Source organism: Chryseobacterium taeanense, from assembly GCF_900099685.1.
In the GTDB taxonomy this organism is placed as follows: domain Bacteria; phylum Bacteroidota; class Bacteroidia; order Flavobacteriales; family Weeksellaceae; genus Chryseobacterium; species Chryseobacterium taeanense.
In genome coordinates this window covers 15,354-32,283 of sequence record NZ_FNDW01000013.1, presented here as the reverse complement: position 1 = coordinate 32,283, position 16,930 = coordinate 15,354, and the positions used below count along the sequence as shown (strand labels likewise).

Genomic DNA, 16,930 nt, shown 5'->3' with positions numbered 1-16,930 from the left:
TAAAAAGAGAAGTCTAGACTTCTCTTTTTTATTAAGTATTATTTCTCCAATTCATTTCTTTAATAGAGTCTATAATTAAGTTTGCTAATTTAGTTCTAGCCTGCTCATTTGATCCAAATGAACTGGAATTTAATTCAATACCTTTTGCTTTTAAACTTTTTTTAAAATTAATAAATATATTTTTAAAGAATTCTTGGGTTAATTTATTATTTGCAACACCTAAAATATGAATTACTGGATATGCTTTTATTATAGCACCAAAACCTATTGCTTTAGATATTATATATTCATTTGGATTATTCCATTCTGTCTCGAAAGCATCCTTGACTCCGTTAAACAAATTTAAAATTATTTTAAAAATAACATTATCTTGATCATCAATAAAATATTGTCTTAAAACTAAATTTTTATCAGATTCTATTTTATTACCATTTTTTATTTTTCTAGTATCTTCATCTGGATTTTTACTGATTAATTCTAATAAATATTTTATAAAAGTTCCTTGTGATAAAGAAGCTGACTCTTGGTCTTCCTTTTTCTTTCCTAACATTTTCAATCTGTTATAGAACGGAGAATTTTTATCAATATTTAGAGCTCTCGCAGTTTCATGACACGTTTTATAAGGGCTACGTTTTTCTGATAGAGCAAACAAATCGTAAATTAAAGACATATTAACTCTAGTTTGTTTACTATTAATTATAGAAAAGACATATGCTTTTTGAGATGGATATAGATCGAACATTAGAACTACAGGCATTTGAAATTTTGACAAGAAATTAGAAGTTTTTAAACCTTCTAATCTATGTTGTCCATCAATCACATCACCTAATATTTCATTCTCCTCAAAATATATAAAATTTTCATCTATTCTAATATTGGCATTTTCATCTACTGCAATTATGATAGGAGTCGGAAAAGTAGCATCCGCTTCACCACAATATTTTGCAATTTCTTTAATTCTTGTACTTGAAGCTTCTCTTTGAATAGCGTTAGGATTTTCATTTCTTCTTTCAATTATTGCAATTTTAGCTAGTATTGATGCTTCTAAAGAGGTTAAATAAAAAGTTCCTATTGGCTGCTCTATTTTTAAATATTTAATTTTTTTCATAATTCTATACCATTAGGATCTTGATTTAAAGATTGTTCTGAATTTAATAAACTTTCAACATTTTCATTGTTTTGTTCACTAAAAAGAGGATCATTTATATTACTAAAATTTAAAGTACTTGATTCAAGTTTTAAGATGCAATATCCATATGAAGCAAATATTATAGCAAAAATATAGATAATTAATTGACTAAAGTCAGACTCAATATTTTTAGATAGTATTACAGTTTTGTTTTTGGATTGAATAGAAGTGTAAACAATTCCAGCAATGAACAAATAGAATATTGCAATTATTATTGTAAAAGTTTTAAGAGTTCTAAATTGTATTTTATCTGATTTAATAAAATTTATAAATATAGGACCAAGTAAAGAAGCAATTAATGCAATTGAAAATGTATAAAAACTTCCATTAGTTGACTCAATATATATAGAATTTTTTAGACTTGTATTATTTGTGTAATGTCTAACTATAAAATTTGCAAATATTCCGAGTTGACCAGTTATAATTGTAAAAATTAGCCATATTAAGAAATCACTTTTATCTTCTTTAATAACTTTAAATGGATCTTTTATTAAGATAATTAAATTTTTCATATTTGATTCTTCATAGTCTTTTAGTTTATATCAAAAATAAAAATTTAAAATGAAAAATTAATAATATTATTACAATTTTCTCTAATTAAACGCCCTCCTAAACTCCCCCGGCGACTGCTTCACCTTCTGCTTAAACAACTTACTGAAAGACTGCGGATGCTCAAAACCAAGCTCATAAGCAATTTCACTAACAGATAAACTTGTGGTACTCAAACGTTCTTTAGCGAGATCGATCAGCTTATTCTGGATGTGCTGCTGCGTGTTTTGTTGCGTGTGAATTCGGAGTAAGCTTCCCAGATAATTCGGTGAAATATTAAGTTGCTCGGCGATGGATTTCACAGAAGGAATCCCTTTTTCCAGCAGGTTTCCGTTGTTGAAATGTTGTGAAAGAACCTCTTCAAATTTCTCTAGCAATTCGTGACTGGACTTTTTGCGGGTGAAGAACTGTCGCTCATAAAATCGCTCGGCGTAGATCAGGAACAATTCTAGCTGGGCGACAATCAGTTCCTGTGTGAATTTATCGATATTATTCTGGTATTCTTTTTCAATGTTTTTAAAAAGATCAACAATAATTTTCTCCTCCTTATCCGAGAGAAAAAGCGCTTCATTGATCTGATAGCTGAAAAACTCGTACGACTTTATTTTCTTGATGAGTGATGTTCCCCAAAGGAAATCCGGATGAATCAGCAGAAGATATCCTGTCGGTTCCACTTCTACATCAGGTTTCATTTCAAGGCTCAGAAACTGAAGCGGCGAAACAAAGCAAAGTACCCCGGAATCAAAATCATATTCCTGCTGGCCATAATTGAATTTGGCATTGACATTCCGTTTCAGTCCGACCGAGTAGTAATTCTGAATCCATTTAAGTTCCATGTCATTGACAGGATATTTAACCTTGCTGTAATCAATAAGGCTAATCAACGGATGTTCCGGGTTGGGAAGATTACAGAACGCATGAAATTCTGAAAGTGAATTAAATCTGAATGTCTGTTTCATAACGCTAAATTATTTAATTATTCTGAAACTTTAATGCCTTAAGTTTACCAGAATTAACTAGTTATATCATTTATCATTATTTTATGGATCAGTTTCCATAAAAAAACTCTATTTTTAAAACCACTAAAAAACATTCTCTGATGATTAATAAAGCACTGGAAATATGTTACGATTTTCCGTTTTTTTTAGCTGAAGAGCTTGAAGAAATATTTCAGGCTCATGAAAAAGTTACCTTTCACAAGGGAGATTTTATCCTTAGCGAAGGAAAAATATCTAATGATTATTATATTCTCGAAAAAGGTCTTGCCCGGTCATTTGTCAATGACTTTAACGGAAATGATGTGACCATCAATTTTTTCACAGACAATGAAATCATCATTGAAGTTTCATCCCTTTTTCAGCGAATTCCCACGCAGGAAAATATGGTGTGCATTACCGACTGTGAATGCTGGAAGATGAATTTCGACACCTTTCAGGAACTGTTTCACAAAATCCCGAATCTCAGAGAATGGGGGAGAGCGTGGATGTCTCAGCAGCTTTTCATTGGGAAACAGCGTTCTGTAGAAATGTTTACCCTCTCTGCTACCAAGCGTTATCTTAATCTTCTGGAGCAGAAACCTTACGTCATACAATTTGCGCCGCTCAAGCAGATTGCTTCCTATCTCGGTATTACAGATACTTCCTTGAGCAGAATTCGTAAAGAGCTCGTTTCGCATCCCAGGAAAATTTAAAATCTTGTCTTATGGCAAGTTGACTTTCGTCATAACCCGGTAATTTTGGTTAAAACTTAATACTAAAAATTACAATATGAAAGTCAATCAAATTTTTGTCAATCTTCCCGTAAAAGATATTCAGAAAACAAAAGAATTCTGGACGAATCTGGGATTCTCTGTGAATGAACAAATTTCTGACGAAAGGGCGGTCTGCATCATCATGAGTGACAATATTTCTATCATGTTTCTCACCGAAGAATTTTTCGAAACCTTTTCTGAAAGGCCAGTCCCGAAAGGCGATACGACACAGGTTTTGGTAGCTATCGGTTTAGACAGCCGCGAAGAAGTCGATCAGTTGGTAAACACTGCAGTCGCCAACGGAGCAACACAGCACGAAGAACCTCAGGATCACGGCTGGATGTATCAGAATTCCTTCTGGGATATCAATGGCCATGGCTGGAATGTCATCTTTGCAGATCCTTCTCAATTGCCTTCATAGTATTTCAACTTTAAACGCTAAAGGTTATGGATACACCAAAATCAAATAAACTAGACATTATTATTCCTGCATTTCGTGGTCACAGCCAGAATTTTCTGATGGTTCTTGACGGAATTGCAGAGGAAGGTGCTTTACAGAGAATAGAAGGCAGAACCAATCACATCATCTGGATGGTTGGAAATTTTCTTGATATGCGATATGCCTTAGGCTACATTTTAGGACTTAAGGAAGAATTTGAATTCAAAGATTTTTTCTTCCAGGGGAAAGCATTGGATGAAAGTTTTAAATACCCCTCATTACAACAGCTGAAAGAAGCCTTCCACAAGATTTCACCGCTTGTTTATCAAAAGTTACTGGAAGTTTCGGACGAGGATTTGGATAAAGCTTTCCCAATGGGAATGAACATTGATTTCTTCCCGGAAACGGTTCTGAATTTTGTCGGAATGTGCATCGGTCGCGAAGATTACCTGTGCGGACAAATCGGATTAATGCGCAGAATACTCGGCTACGAAGGAATGAAATATAATTTCGATAAAGATCTGAAATATTAGTAAAATGGATCCAATTGAAAAAGGCCACAAATACATTAACGGAATCGAAATGTATTATGAAATTTACGGCTCCGGAAAACCTCTGGTGCTTATTCATGGCGGAGGAGGCTCAATTTTATTTGATTATAAAGAAGTAATTGAAAGGCTGGAAAATAAATTCCAGCTCATCGGGATTGACCTTCAGAATCACGGATTATCCGGACATCGCGATATTCCGGAGACTTTTGAACAGGACGCTCATGATATCGCTGCTTTGCTGGAAGAAATTAATATTAAAAAAGCGTTATTCTGGGGATTCAGTAATGGCGGAAATACAACCATGCAGATGGCGCATCTTTATCCCGAGCTTATAGATAAACTTGTCGTCGCTTCAGCGTTCTACAAAAAAAGCGGAATGATAGACGGATTCTTCGAGAGCATGAAAGGAGTTACTCTTGATTCGATGCCGGCACCTCTGAAAAATAATTTTTTAAGTTTAAACCCCAACGTTGCAGCCTTTGAAAATATGTTTGATAAAGACAGCAAAAGAATGCAGGTTTTTGAAGACTGGAGCGAAGAGATCTTAAAAAGCATACAGTCGCCTACTTTATTTATTTCGGGTGACAAGGATATTATTAAACCCGAACATACAGTAGAAATGTGGCGTCTGGTAAAAGATTCACAGTTAATGATCGTTCCTGCAACTCACGGATCTTATATGATGGCAGATCTTGGAGGGAAAATAGACGAAAAATTAATTGATTTCACCGTAAGTGAAGTTGAAAAGTTTTTAAATAGTGAATAAGGTAGCGAAGATGTCGTTCGTAAGTTACCTCGTCCTTCGCCCGAAAGGTGGTGTGTCCTCCGCCCGAGTGGCATGGTGTCCACCGCTCGAGTGTGGGTGTCCGGACCGTACGATAGTCGAGGTGTTGACCGTACGATGGTGGGTGCGTTGACTGGGAACATTCAATATATGAAAGAAAATCTTATATCATACAATAATACTTAAAAATAAAAATTATGGCTAAATTAAATTCTTATTTAAACTTTGACGGAAAAGCGGAAGAGGCTTTCAACTTTTACAAATCTGTTTTCGGGGGCGAATTTCTCGGCGGAATCTACAGAATGGGAAATGCACCCGGAACCGAACATTTATCGGAAGAAGAAAAAAACAGGGTGATGCATATTGCGCTTCCTATAGGCAACGATCTGCTTATGGCTTCAGATATCGTTCCAAGTTTTGGGCAGACCCTGAGCATCGGAAACAGCAATTATGTATCAATTTTCCCGGAATCCAGAGAAGAAGCAGACAGGCTTTTTAATGGACTTTCTGAAGGAGGAAATGTAGAAATGCCGATCGAAGATCAGTTCTGGGGCGATTATTTTGGCAGTTTTCAGGACAAATACGGTATTTATTGGATGGTGAATTATAATGAAGAATATATAAAATAGCTTATCTTTAGGTTAAATTAAAGGATAGCAGCCCGCTATCCTTTTACAACACTAAATTTATATTAACATGGAACCTATCAAGATTGAGATTACAATTTTAGCACCTGTTCAGAAAGTCTGGAATTACTATAATACGCCCGAACATATTACACAGTGGAATTTTGCCAGTGATACCTGGGAATGCCCCTCAGCAGAAGTTGATTTAAAGGAAGGTGGAACATTTAAAACACGAATGCAGACAAAAGATGGAAGCTTCGGGTTTGATTTTGTCGGAATTTATGATGAAATAATTCCTGAAAGAAGTCTTATTTATCATACGGAGGACAACAGAAAAGTAATTGTAATGTTTGACAAGATTGATGAAAACACGACAAAAGTTACGCAGATTTTCGATCCCGAAAAACAAAACCCTGTCGAAATGCAGCGCGATGGCTGGTATGCAATTCTGAATAATTTTCATAAATACGTAGAAAACAATTAATTATTTTTTAGCATCATGATTAATTTAGTGATAATGGCAAAATGTTTAAGTTCCATTTGCGCTGTGAGTCATGTACCTAAAGGAAACTTTCTTCAGGGTGTTATCGCGATGCCCGCCAGAAGAGCTTTGGAAAAAGAAAAAATAGATTCTCTGGAAAAACTTTCGCATTACTCTGAAAAAGAAATCCTGCAGTTGCATGGTTTCGGTAAAAATGCACTGCAGAAACTTAAATTGTATATGATGGAAAATGATATTTATTTTAAAAATAATGAAAGCTAACTTGTTATTAGCAGATATACGATATTCAATATCAAAATACCTATCATTTGCTGAATATAAACTGTAGGTTTACGAACGGAGTTCAACGCTTGCGCCCGGAAATCAACATGATGATTTAAAAAAAAATCCTGCGTCATTTGCATTAAAATAAAAAGCAAAAGTTTTTTACCTTCAAACATTTTAAAAGTTATTAAGTCTCTATCACTAGCTGAATGAAATGCCCTTGCGGCCGGAGATGATACTTTAAAGATTATCTTCGCGTCATTTGTGTTAAAAAAAGAAATATACAACATTAAACCAATATTAGAATTAATTATTTAAATTAAAACGATGAACAACAATATATTTCCGTGCCTTTGGTACGATGAAGATGCTAAAGAATCCGCAGAATTTTACTGTAAAATATTTGACGGCAAAGTTACAGCAGATACACCCGTAGTGATGAATATAGAACTCTTCGGTCAGAAACTGATGCTTCTTAATGGAGGTCCGCAGTTTAAAAAAAATGCATCGGTATCTTTTATGGTGATTTGTGAAACAGAAAACGAAGTGCAGAATTATTGGGATCAGCTGTCAGACGGCGGATTGGTTCTGATGCCATTAGATTCTTACTCCTGGAGTAAAAAATACGGATGGGTTCAGGACAAATATGGCGTAACCTGGCAGATCTTTCTGGGTGAAAAAGCAAGTGATCAGAAAATTATTCCGACTTTGATGTTTATTCATCAGAACAATGGGAAAGCCATCGAAGCCATGGAGCTGTACACAAAAACTTTTCCAAATTCAAGAATAGGAAATATTTTAAGATATGGGGATGGAAGTGAAGGACATCCTGCTCCGGAACCTCCTGAGAATATTCAGCATGCCCATTTTGAAATTGATGGATACAGCCTGTTTTGTATGGATAATTCTTACGACCACCAGTTTGATTTTAATGAAGCTATATCGATGGTTGTGATGACAGATAATCAGGAACAGACGGATCTTTATTGGAATGCTTTGACTGCTGATGGAGGAAGAGAAAGTATGTGTGGCTGGCTGAAAGATAAGTTTGGATTCAGTTGGCAGATTGTTCCAAAAAGACTAATTCAGCTAATGAGTGATTCCGATCAGGAAAAAGCACAAAAAGTCGTTCAGGCAATGATGAAAATGCAGAAAATTAGTATAGAAGATTTGGAGAAGGCTTATCATTCTTAATAATATCAACGGTTTTGAAATTTAATCTCTTTCCTTTATTATATACCATATTTTTCAGCTTCGGCTTGCTGTTTGATGATGATTAGAGAAAAGATTTGCATATGAAAACACAGAACAAGTCAGATTCTCAATCAAAAGTTCCACAGGAAGGATTATTTCCCGAAATAATTCGTGAAAACTATAAAGGCAGTGAAAAGCTTTCAGGTAAAAAGGCCTTGATTTCAGGAGGTGACAGCGGTATTGGTCAGGCTGTAGCCGTTCATTATGCCCGTGAAGGAGCTGATGTTGCTATTATTTACAAAGAAAGCGACGATGATGCCAAAGAAACTCAAAAACTAGTAGAAAAAGAAGGTAGGAAATGTATTCTTCTGAAAGGAGATATCTCAAAAAAAGATTTCAGGAAAAAATGCATTCAGCAGATAAAAAAAGAATGGAAATCTCTTGATATACTCGTCAATAATGCAGGAATACAGTTTCCGAAAGATGACATTGAAAACATTTCCGATGAACAGATTCAGGAAACTTTTAATACTAATATCATTTCAATGATCTCTTTTACCAGAGACTGCTTACAGTTGATGAGTAGTGGTTCACGAATTATCTGTACCACTTCCGTAACCGCTTATCGGGGTAGTGAACATTTAATAGATTATTCATCAACAAAAGGAGCAATTGCTACATTCATCCGTTCTTTGGCCACCAATTTGGCAGAGCAAAATATTTTGGTAAATGGCGTGGCACCGGGACCGATCTGGACTCCTTTGGTAAAAGAAACCTTTGATGACGTTTCAGATTTTGGAAAAGATACTCCTATGAAAAGAGCCGGTCAGCCTTCAGAAGTTGCTCCGGCATATGTATTTTTAGCATCAGAGGATTCAAGCTTTATCACCGGCGAGATTATCCATATCAATGGAGGTGACTTTGTTGGAGGATAATATTTACACAGATTAACAGCTAGTTTATATATAAATTATGGAAAAATTGAATTTTGATATTCAGATTAATGCGGAAGCAATAAAAGTATGGAGCGTACTCTGGGACGACTTTTCTTTCAGACAATGGACATCGGCTTTCACGGAAGGGTCTTTTTATCAGGGAAATTTAGAAGAAGGAAATATCGTTAAATTTCTTGATCCTAAAAATAACGGAATGTACAGTAAAATTGTAAACTTAATCCCTAATGAGGAAATAACTTTTTTACATTTAGGAGAAATTCATGAAGGGATTGAAACGCCCCGTGATTGGGGAGAAGCTACAGAGAAATACGTACTTACTGAAAATGAAAACATCACTCATTTACATGTAGAAATTAATACATCAGAAGAGTTTAAGCCATTTTTTGAAGAAAAATTTCCAAATGCTCTGTCGAATGTAAAACATCTCTCTGAAAATCAGCTTTAATAATCAAAATACAAGTAGTTATGGAAACTCTATCTTACGAAATTGTCATTAATACTTCTAAACAAAAAGTATGGAATGTATTGTGGAACGAAAACACATATTCTGAATGGACACAGTTTTTCAGTCCGGGATGTGTCATGAAATCTGATTGGAAGGTTGGAGGTAAAACTTACTTCCTGAATGCAGAAGGAGAGGGAATGGTTTCTACCATTGATAGTCTTGAAGAGCCGGATCAGATTATCTTCAAGCACTTAGGAATGATTGACAAAAACGGGAACGAAGACACAGAAAGTATGGAGGTAAAACAGTGGAGCGGATGTTTTGAAAAGTATATTTTAATAGATTTCGATGGAAAAACCAAACTGCATGTTGAGGTTCAGACAGAGAAAGAATGGGAAGATCATATCAACAAAGGTTTTACACGAGGACTGGAAATCATTAAAAATCTTGCTGAAAAAAGTTAGATTCTTACTGCTTAAATGTATATATTTAAACATGAAATTATTAACAATTCTCTTTGTAACCTTTGTTCTTGCGTTAATAGGAACAAAAATTTTTCAGGGCGACTGGAACTTCTTATTTTCCGGAAATTTAGGAATGGCTGTTTTTCTTGTATTTGTAGGCTTTTCCCACTTCAAATTTCAGAAAGGAATGGCTATGATGATTCCCGATTTTATTCCTGCTAAAATGTTCTGGGTATATGTTACAGGGGTTATAGAAATTGCTGCAGGAATTGGTTTGATGATTCCTTCTGTCCGTGAACTTACAGCTGTTTTGTTAATTATTTTTTATGTTCTGGTTTTTATTGCCAATATCAATTCATCCAAAAGGAATATCAATATTTTTAAAGCTGATTTTACTGGCCCGGGAATGGATTATCTTTATAAAGAAAGAATACCGATGCAGATTATCCTGATCGTATGGACGTGGTATTTCGGGATTTATCTGAATTAAGTTTCATTAAAAACATATAAAAACGGAAGGCTTGCTTGCTTTCCGTTTTTTGTTTGTACTATTCGTGAACAGGTCTATTTACATTTTAGCTTAAAAAATAAAAAGTGTATAAAGTATGATAAATAAAAGAAAAACCGGAAAATTTGATAAAATATTTTAAATTTATTAAAGTAAAACAAAAAATTCAATCGTCATAGCAATATGGAGATTGTCGAAAAAATAACAATGCCACAGAAGGATAAGGAAAATATCATCTCACAAACCGTTTCAAAGTACGGAGGAAAGCTGATGTCGTATATTCGTCCGAAAGTGAAAAATACAGAAGATGCGGAAGATATTTTGCAGGAGGTCTGGTATCAGTTCAGCAGTCTTACCAATCTTTCTGAAATAGTAAATGTTGGCGGATGGCTCTACAGGGTGACGGCCAATAAAATTACAGACAAATACAGAAAGAAGAAAACCGAAAATCTTGAAGATTTTGTCTATGAAGATGAAGACGGAGATTTTTCCATAAAAGATATTCTGCTAATGGACGAAAGTGCAGGTCCGGAAGTGAAGATATTTCAGGATGAAATCTGGAAAAAGCTATTTGAAGCTTTGGAAGAATTGCCGGAAAAACAAAAGCTGGTCTATGTTGAAAATGAACTCAACGATAAAACCCTTCAGGAAATTGCCGATGAACACGGTGAAAATATCAAAACCATTATCAGCCGTAAAAATTATGCAGTTAAGCATTTAAGAAACAGGCTCAGACAATTATACGAAGATTTAAATAGTTAGTAAAAAAGAAAGATATGAATTATAAACATAAAAAAGGATGGATTTTTTTCATGCTGTTCCCACCCTTAATTTTTTTAGGAATCACATGGATTGTGATGCTGCTATGGAACTGCCTTCTTCCTGAGATTTTGGGTGTAAAATCCATCTCATACTTGCAGGCCATGGGAATTTTAATTTTGTGTAAAATTCTTTTCGGAGGTTTCCATTTCGGAAAAGGAATGAGAGATTTCAAGGAAAGGAAAATGCGCGAAAAGATGAGACACCTTTCTCCAGAAGAAAGAGAAAAATTCAAAGAGGTTTGGAAAAGCAGATGTGAAAACAGCTTTTTCAACAGGAATAAAAGTACAAACGAGTAATTGAAATTTTAGAAGTAGTAAAGTAAAGTTTAGGTTAATTCGTCAATATAAAAAAGAAGTAGTAAAATTTAAAATTTAAAAAAATGAAAAATTCAGTATTAAAAGGCGCTCTTGGAGCATTAGCCGTTGCAGGCATTGCCATGATCGCTAAAAAAGCAATTGAAAGAAAAAGATTTGTAAAAGGTATTTTTGAAGAATACGGAATCAAAGAAAAATCACCTTTCGGGTTAGCAGATAAAATCAGAGAAATGAATGATGAACAATATCAGGAACTAAAAGGTAAATTCAAGAAAGAGTTTGCATCCAGATGCAGACACAGAAGATTTGAAAAGGAAAATATTGCGGAAGCATAAATAGAAAGTAACTAATTGAGATTGTTTGATCCGGTTCGGGAAGCGAAGCTTCCCGAACCGGATCTTTTTATTGTCATTACGATGAGCGTAGTGAAAAAGCAATCTAAAAAACTAAACTTTCCGTTTTGGCGAATTTTAAGGAGCTGTTTCCAGCTTTCCGCACTCGCTATTTTCAATAGTTTCGGTTCGGCGGCAAAGCCGCCGAACCGAAACTATTGAAAATGAGCTCAAACAAATGCTCCAATCTGGGCTAGGGTAGCAGCCCTTCTTTCAATATTAGAAATATCATTTAATGTATTCAGCCTTTGCTGAGTGATAGTTTATGCTGAGCTTGTCGAGGTACCTTTGCGAACAAAAAATATTCTCAACCATTTCAAAAAATCTTCGCACACTTTACGTTAAAAAAAATCCTTCGCTTTGCCTGCAATCACAAATTCCTTATTTTTGTACAGTTCAATGAAAGATTACTACTATTTTCTCGGAATTTCTCATGATGCTTCAGAAGAGGACATCAAAAAAGCATATCGCAAACTGTCTTTAAAATATCATCCCGACAAAAATCAGAATGATGACTTCTTCGCCGATCGTTTCCGGGAAATTCAGGAGGCTTATGAAACATTGAGTGATAAAAGTAGACGATATGCTTACGATCAGAATTTAGAAAGTCACCAGAAAAGCTTCAGATATACTGTTCCGCCTTCCATAAAAACTTTTTCGGCCAATAAAATTCATGCGAAAAAAGGAGAGGAGATCATCATTACATGGCAGACACAGAATGCGGATGTCGTAAAAGTATTGCCTTTCGGATTGGAAAAGCCTTACGGAGAAAGAATTTTCAAAATAACGGAATTCAAAGAAGGCAAATTCCAGATTCTGCTTCATGCAACAAATTCGCTTTTACATAAGACAGCCGTTCAGGGCATTACCATTACGGAAGTTTTTGAAAGTAATACGGAAAAATTCAAAGATAAAGCTGAAGAATTATTCAAATCACAACCGAGAACAGTCGCCAATCCATATGGACAACCAAAAGTTATGAGAATCATTGTGGCTGTTATATTGCTTGTGTTAGCAATTTATTTTTTGGTAAGCAGCTTTATTAATTAAGCCAATTTTTTCCTTCCCGGACACTTTTTGCATCTTTTTCCTTTTTTGAACTTCTTACAGCAGGATTTCTTATAACCGCAATATATTTCCTGAGTATTCATTGAAAAGGCTGGCGCTAAAGGCGGAACCTTAAAAGGGATAATCATATTCATGTTGCAAATATATTAATTTAGAATAAATACAGATAATAAAAATTTATAAATTTTATCAGCTGAATATGATGTCATTAGAATCAAAGAAAAACATCATTTAAAAATTTATGATGTAATAATTAAACTAATTTATAAATAAAGTCATTCAGATCGATTTTTAGGAAATTTTTAAAAATAGCACATTATAAAAATTTATCTTAAATTATAATTTTCCCTGATTTTATGTTTAAAATGATAATAAAAATCTATTAATTATGAATAACATAGAATATATTGTGTGATTTTAGTGTGATTTCAATTTACTTGTACAATTTTCTAAAAAAACGTAATTTTACGAATCTTTTTTACAAACAAAATCTAATAAATAAAAATGAATACAGAACAGTTTGTGAGCCGTCACATTTCCATGAATGAAGCCGATAAACAGGCAATGCTGGAAAAGATTGGCGTTTCAAGTATTGAAGAGCTTATCTCTCAAACCATCCCTTCTTCTATCCGCTTAGAAAAAGATCTTGAAATTTCAGAACCGCTTTCAGAATATGAAATGCTGAACCATTCGAAAGAACTGGCAGCAAAGAATACTGATTATACAAGCTACATCGGTTTTGGATATCACAATACCTTGTTGCCGTCGGCTATTCAGAGGAATATCTTTGAAAACCCGAGCTGGTACACCGCTTATACTCCTTATCAGGCAGAAATAGCACAGGGAAGATTAGAGGCTCTTCTTAATTTCCAGACTGTTGTGTGTGATCTTACAGGTTTTGATTTGGCAAACGCTTCGTTATTAGATGAATCTACAGCCGCTGCGGAAGCAATGCATATGTTCTTCAACAACAGAACAAAAGATCAGAAAAAAGCAGGAGCAAACAAATTCTTCATTTCTGATCTTGTTTTACCTCAGACCGTTTCTGTATTAAAAACAAAAGCTGAAGGTCTTGAGATCGAAATCGTAGAAGGAGATCACAAAACACATACTCTTGACGGTTCTTACTTTGGGGTTCTGTTGCAGTATCCGGGTAAAAATGGAATTGTTTTAGATTATACAGAAGATATTGTTGAATACAAGAAATTAGATCTTCAGGTGGTGGTTGCCTGCGATCCAATGGCTTTGGTTAAACTAAAATCTCCGGCATCCATGGGTGCCGACTGTGCAGTAGGTACAACGCAAAGATTCGGTATTCCATTAGGATATGGTGGTCCTCACGCAGCATTTTTCTCTTGTAAGGAAGATTATAAGAGAGATATTCCGGGAAGAATTATTGGAGTTTCCCAGGATGCGTACGGAAAACGTGCGTTAAGAATGGCTTTACAGACCAGAGAACAGCATATCAAAAGAGAAAGAGCAACTTCCAACATCTGTACGGCACAGGTTCTTCTGGCTGTAATGGCAGGAATGTATGCCGTTTATCACGGTCCAAAAGGATTAAACTATATCGCAGATCAAATCCATTTTAAAGCAAATGCTTTAAAAGGCGGACTTAAAGCATTAGGATATGACATTGTTGAAGAGCCGATCTTTGATACGGTAAAAATTACAATCAACGAAGAAGATAAGAAAAGACTGATGAGAATGATGCTGGATCATAAACTCAATCTGAATTATTTCACAGAAGGGGTGGTAAGTATCGCAATCAATGAAAGTACCACATTAGATAAATTGAATTATTTAATGGCTTCGTTTGCTCAGTTTAAAGACAAGCAGACTTTTAAATTAGAAATTAAAGAAGGATATAGTATTCCGGAAGAAAATTTAAGAAAAGACGAAATTCTTACGGAAGAAGTATTCAACAAATACCATACGGAAACAGAGTTGATGCGTTACATCAAGCGTCTTGAAAGAAAAGATTTATCATTGACACATTCGATGATTTCTTTAGGATCTTGTACGATGAAGCTGAACGCTGCTACTCAAATGCTTCCTCTTTCATGGGAAAACTTGGGAGCTATTCACCCGTTTGTACCGGTGAATCAGGCAGAAGGATATCAGGAAATGATCCGCGAACTTGAAAAAGATTTAGCAGAAATCACAGGTTTTGCAGGAACATCTCTTCAGCCAAACTCAGGAGCACAGGGAGAATATGCTGGATTAATGGTAATCAGACAATATCATATTTCAAGAGGCGAAGGTCACAGAAACGTTGTATTGATTCCTCAGTCGGCACACGGAACAAACCCTGCATCTGCAGCGATGGCAGGAATGAAAATCGTTGTGGTGAAAAACCTTGAAAACGGAGAAATTGATTTTGAAGATTTAAAAGCTAAAACAGAACAACATTCTGAAAATCTGGCTTGTGTAATGATTACCTATCCGTCAACATACGGATTCTTCGATGCCAACATTAAAGAAATCACTTCTTTAATTCACGAACATGGCGGACAGGTTTATATGGACGGTGCCAATATGAATGCTCAGGTAGGATATACAAGTCCGGGTAACATCGGTGCAGACGTTTGTCACCTGAATCTTCACAAAACTTTCGCGATTCCTCACGGAGGCGGAGGTCCTGGTGTTGGTCCGATCTGCGTGGCTAAACATTTGGTTCCATTCTTACCTTCCAACGCTAATATCAAAATTGGTTCTAAAGAATCTATTGAGGGTATTTCTGCAGCGCCTTACGGTTCCGGATTAATCCTTAATATTTCTTACGCTTATATCAAAATGCTTGGAACTTCAGGATTGAAAAAATCAACTGAACACGCGATTTTGAATGCCAATTATTTAAAAGAAATATTAGCAGAGCATTTCCCTATTTTATATTCAAACAAAAATGGAAAAGTTGCGCACGAATGTATAGTAGATTTCAGACAATTCAAATCTTTAGGAATTGAAGTAGCCGACGTGGCGAAAAGATTAATGGATTATGGATTCCACGCGCCGACGGTTTCTTTCCCGGTAGCCGGAACATTGATGATTGAGCCTACAGAATCTGAAAGCAAAGCAGAAATCGACCGTTTTGCAGAAGCGTTAATCGCTATCAAACATGAAATTGATGAGATCGCCAACGGTGAAGCTGATGCGACCAATAACGTATTGAAAAACGCACCTCATACAGAACAGATCGTTATCTCTGATTCTTGGGATAAACCTTACAGCAGAGAGAAAGCAGCTTATCCATTGGAATGGGTGAGAGATCACAAATTCTTTGCTTCTGTTTCAAGAGTTGATGAAGCGTATGGAGACAGAAACTTAGTTTGTACTTGTGAGCCGATTGAAGCTTATATGTAATTAAAGTTTTTAAATTATATAATATGAATCCCTTTCAGTAATGAGAGGGATTTTTTTTGTATTTGAGTAAAGTGCTGAAATATAATAAATTGTACTTGATTGCCTCTTCGGACTGGTTGAACGCTTCTTCGGAGTAGTTGATTGCTTCTTCGGAACAGTTGATTGTCTCTTCGGAACGGTTGATCGTTTCTTCGAAGTAGTTGATGGTCTTATCTAAACGCTTAAACGTAATAACGAACTGCCTGATAATCTCAACTGAATGCCTGAATACTGTTTATGATAAGTTGGATTAGTTATTAAAACAATTAACGGACCTGTCATGTTGTTTTATCGGTTACTTCAAAGACCATTATTTTTTTTCTCTGCTTCATATTCGCTAATCTGCTTTTTTGTGGCAAGGCCTTTCCAGCTCAGCTCAAGGATTTCATGTAGTAATTTTTTATCATAATGATAGGTCCACATGCAGAGGTAAGGGTAGGGTTTAAAATGGTCTGGCAGGTGAAAGATTTCCGGATATCGTTCCAGATAATGGTCTCGTATTTCAAAATCCAGGCGTACCGGGATGAACTCTCCGCTGTCATGAAGTCTGCACATTAGTTTTCCACGGACTTTTACGGAAGGTGTTCCTTCATGTGAAATGCTCTCTTCTGCTCCGGGAAAATTCAGGGCTATATTTTTTACCGCTTCAAAATCTTTAGGGTCAAAGTGTTGTATTTTGTTTTTCATATCCTTACCGTGATTCATGCTAAA

The 16,930-nt window shown here is 35.3% G+C and carries 22 protein-coding genes; 18 read left to right on the top strand and 4 right to left on the bottom strand.

All coding sequences use genetic code 11. The features are described from left to right. Positions 1 to 31: 31 nt before the first annotated feature. The 3 genes from BLR30_RS15545 to BLR30_RS15535 form a co-directional block, all read right to left on the bottom strand. Positions 32 to 1,108, bottom strand: a complete 1,077-nt coding sequence (locus BLR30_RS15545; RefSeq protein WP_089860920.1) for a DGQHR domain-containing protein — start codon at positions 1,106 to 1,108, stop codon at positions 32 to 34. Continuing rightward, complete coding sequence (locus tag BLR30_RS15540; RefSeq protein WP_089860918.1) at positions 1,105 to 1,701, bottom strand: hypothetical protein; 597 nt, start codon at positions 1,699 to 1,701, stop codon at positions 1,105 to 1,107. The genes BLR30_RS15545 and BLR30_RS15540 overlap by 4 nt, the downstream gene beginning before the upstream one ends. Positions 1,702 to 1,782: 81 nt before the next feature. Next, a complete protein-coding gene (locus BLR30_RS15535) occupies positions 1,783 to 2,697 on the bottom strand; it encodes a helix-turn-helix domain-containing protein (RefSeq protein ID WP_089860916.1) in 915 nt (304 codons plus the stop codon). Positions 2,698 to 2,837: 140 nt separating this feature from the next. Between BLR30_RS15535 and BLR30_RS15530 the strand changes: the two genes are divergently transcribed. The 18 genes from BLR30_RS15530 to gcvP all read left to right on the top strand — a co-directional run bounded on the left by BLR30_RS15530 (position 2,838) and on the right by gcvP (position 16,180). Beyond that, positions 2,838 to 3,428 (top strand): Crp/Fnr family transcriptional regulator, encoded by a 591-nt coding sequence (locus BLR30_RS15530; RefSeq protein ID WP_089860914.1) that lies wholly within the window; start codon positions 2,838 to 2,840, stop codon positions 3,426 to 3,428. Between the two features lie 76 nt (positions 3,429 to 3,504). After that, positions 3,505 to 3,909: a VOC family protein gene (locus BLR30_RS15525; RefSeq protein ID WP_089860912.1), complete on the top strand. Its 405-nt coding sequence runs from the start codon at positions 3,505 to 3,507 to the stop codon at positions 3,907 to 3,909. Positions 3,910 to 3,935: 26 nt separating this feature from the next. Then, positions 3,936 to 4,460: a hypothetical protein gene (locus BLR30_RS15520; protein ID WP_089860911.1), complete on the top strand. Its 525-nt coding sequence runs from the start codon at positions 3,936 to 3,938 to the stop codon at positions 4,458 to 4,460. 4 nt (positions 4,461 to 4,464) lie between these two features. Next, complete coding sequence (locus BLR30_RS15515) at positions 4,465 to 5,244, top strand: alpha/beta fold hydrolase (protein ID WP_089860910.1); 780 nt, start codon at positions 4,465 to 4,467, stop codon at positions 5,242 to 5,244. Positions 5,245 to 5,459: 215 nt separating this feature from the next. Then, positions 5,460 to 5,891, top strand: coding sequence for a VOC family protein (locus tag BLR30_RS15510; RefSeq protein WP_089860908.1), 432 nt, complete (start codon positions 5,460 to 5,462; stop codon positions 5,889 to 5,891). A gap of 67 nt (positions 5,892 to 5,958) precedes the next feature. Continuing rightward, positions 5,959 to 6,372, top strand: a complete 414-nt coding sequence (locus BLR30_RS15505; protein WP_089860906.1) for an SRPBCC family protein — start codon at positions 5,959 to 5,961, stop codon at positions 6,370 to 6,372. Positions 6,373 to 6,405: 33 nt separating this feature from the next. Further along, positions 6,406 to 6,651 carry a helix-hairpin-helix domain-containing protein gene (locus BLR30_RS15500; RefSeq protein ID WP_228400785.1) on the top strand — a complete coding sequence of 82 codons (246 nt, stop codon included), beginning with the start codon at positions 6,406 to 6,408 and terminating at the stop codon, positions 6,649 to 6,651. Positions 6,652 to 6,981: 330 nt separating this feature from the next. Next, entirely contained in the window at positions 6,982 to 7,848 is an 867-nt protein-coding gene (locus BLR30_RS15490) for a VOC family protein (RefSeq protein ID WP_089860900.1), read from the top strand. Between the two features lie 101 nt (positions 7,849 to 7,949). Then, on the top strand, positions 7,950 to 8,783 hold the full coding sequence (locus BLR30_RS15485) for an SDR family oxidoreductase (RefSeq protein WP_089860898.1): 834 nt from the start codon (positions 7,950 to 7,952) through the stop codon (positions 8,781 to 8,783). Between the two features lie 37 nt (positions 8,784 to 8,820). Further along, positions 8,821 to 9,249 (top strand): ATPase, encoded by a 429-nt coding sequence (locus BLR30_RS15480; protein ID WP_089860896.1) that lies wholly within the window; start codon positions 8,821 to 8,823, stop codon positions 9,247 to 9,249. A gap of 20 nt (positions 9,250 to 9,269) precedes the next feature. Next, positions 9,270 to 9,713 carry an SRPBCC family protein gene (locus tag BLR30_RS15475; protein WP_089860894.1) on the top strand — a complete coding sequence of 148 codons (444 nt, stop codon included), beginning with the start codon at positions 9,270 to 9,272 and terminating at the stop codon, positions 9,711 to 9,713. 31 nt (positions 9,714 to 9,744) lie between these two features. After that, positions 9,745 to 10,203 carry a DoxX family protein gene (locus BLR30_RS15470; RefSeq protein WP_089860892.1) on the top strand — a complete coding sequence of 153 codons (459 nt, stop codon included), beginning with the start codon at positions 9,745 to 9,747 and terminating at the stop codon, positions 10,201 to 10,203. A 225-nt stretch (positions 10,204 to 10,428) separates the two neighbouring features. After that, entirely contained in the window at positions 10,429 to 10,983 is a 555-nt protein-coding gene (locus BLR30_RS15465; protein ID WP_228400784.1) for an RNA polymerase sigma factor, read from the top strand. Between the two features lie 14 nt (positions 10,984 to 10,997). After that, complete coding sequence (locus BLR30_RS15460; protein WP_089860888.1) at positions 10,998 to 11,339, top strand: hypothetical protein; 342 nt, start codon at positions 10,998 to 11,000, stop codon at positions 11,337 to 11,339. Between the two features lie 83 nt (positions 11,340 to 11,422). Further along, positions 11,423 to 11,692 (top strand): hypothetical protein, encoded by a 270-nt coding sequence (locus tag BLR30_RS15455; RefSeq protein ID WP_089860886.1) that lies wholly within the window; start codon positions 11,423 to 11,425, stop codon positions 11,690 to 11,692. 15 nt (positions 11,693 to 11,707) lie between these two features. Next, a complete protein-coding gene (locus BLR30_RS17615) occupies positions 11,708 to 11,911 on the top strand; it encodes a DUF2325 domain-containing protein (protein ID WP_139164645.1) in 204 nt (67 codons plus the stop codon). Between the two features lie 237 nt (positions 11,912 to 12,148). Then, positions 12,149 to 12,799 carry a DnaJ domain-containing protein gene (locus BLR30_RS15450; protein WP_089860884.1) on the top strand — a complete coding sequence of 217 codons (651 nt, stop codon included), beginning with the start codon at positions 12,149 to 12,151 and terminating at the stop codon, positions 12,797 to 12,799. Between the two features lie 522 nt (positions 12,800 to 13,321). Continuing rightward, on the top strand, positions 13,322 to 16,180 hold the full coding sequence (gene gcvP / locus BLR30_RS15445) for an aminomethyl-transferring glycine dehydrogenase (protein WP_089860883.1): 2,859 nt from the start codon (positions 13,322 to 13,324) through the stop codon (positions 16,178 to 16,180). A gap of 339 nt (positions 16,181 to 16,519) precedes the next feature. Here the strand turns inward: gcvP and BLR30_RS15440 are convergent, their stop codons facing one another. Further along, positions 16,520 to 16,906: an MmcQ/YjbR family DNA-binding protein gene (locus BLR30_RS15440; RefSeq protein WP_175443675.1), complete on the bottom strand. Its 387-nt coding sequence runs from the start codon at positions 16,904 to 16,906 to the stop codon at positions 16,520 to 16,522. Between the last annotated feature and the right edge of the window lie 24 nt (positions 16,907 to 16,930).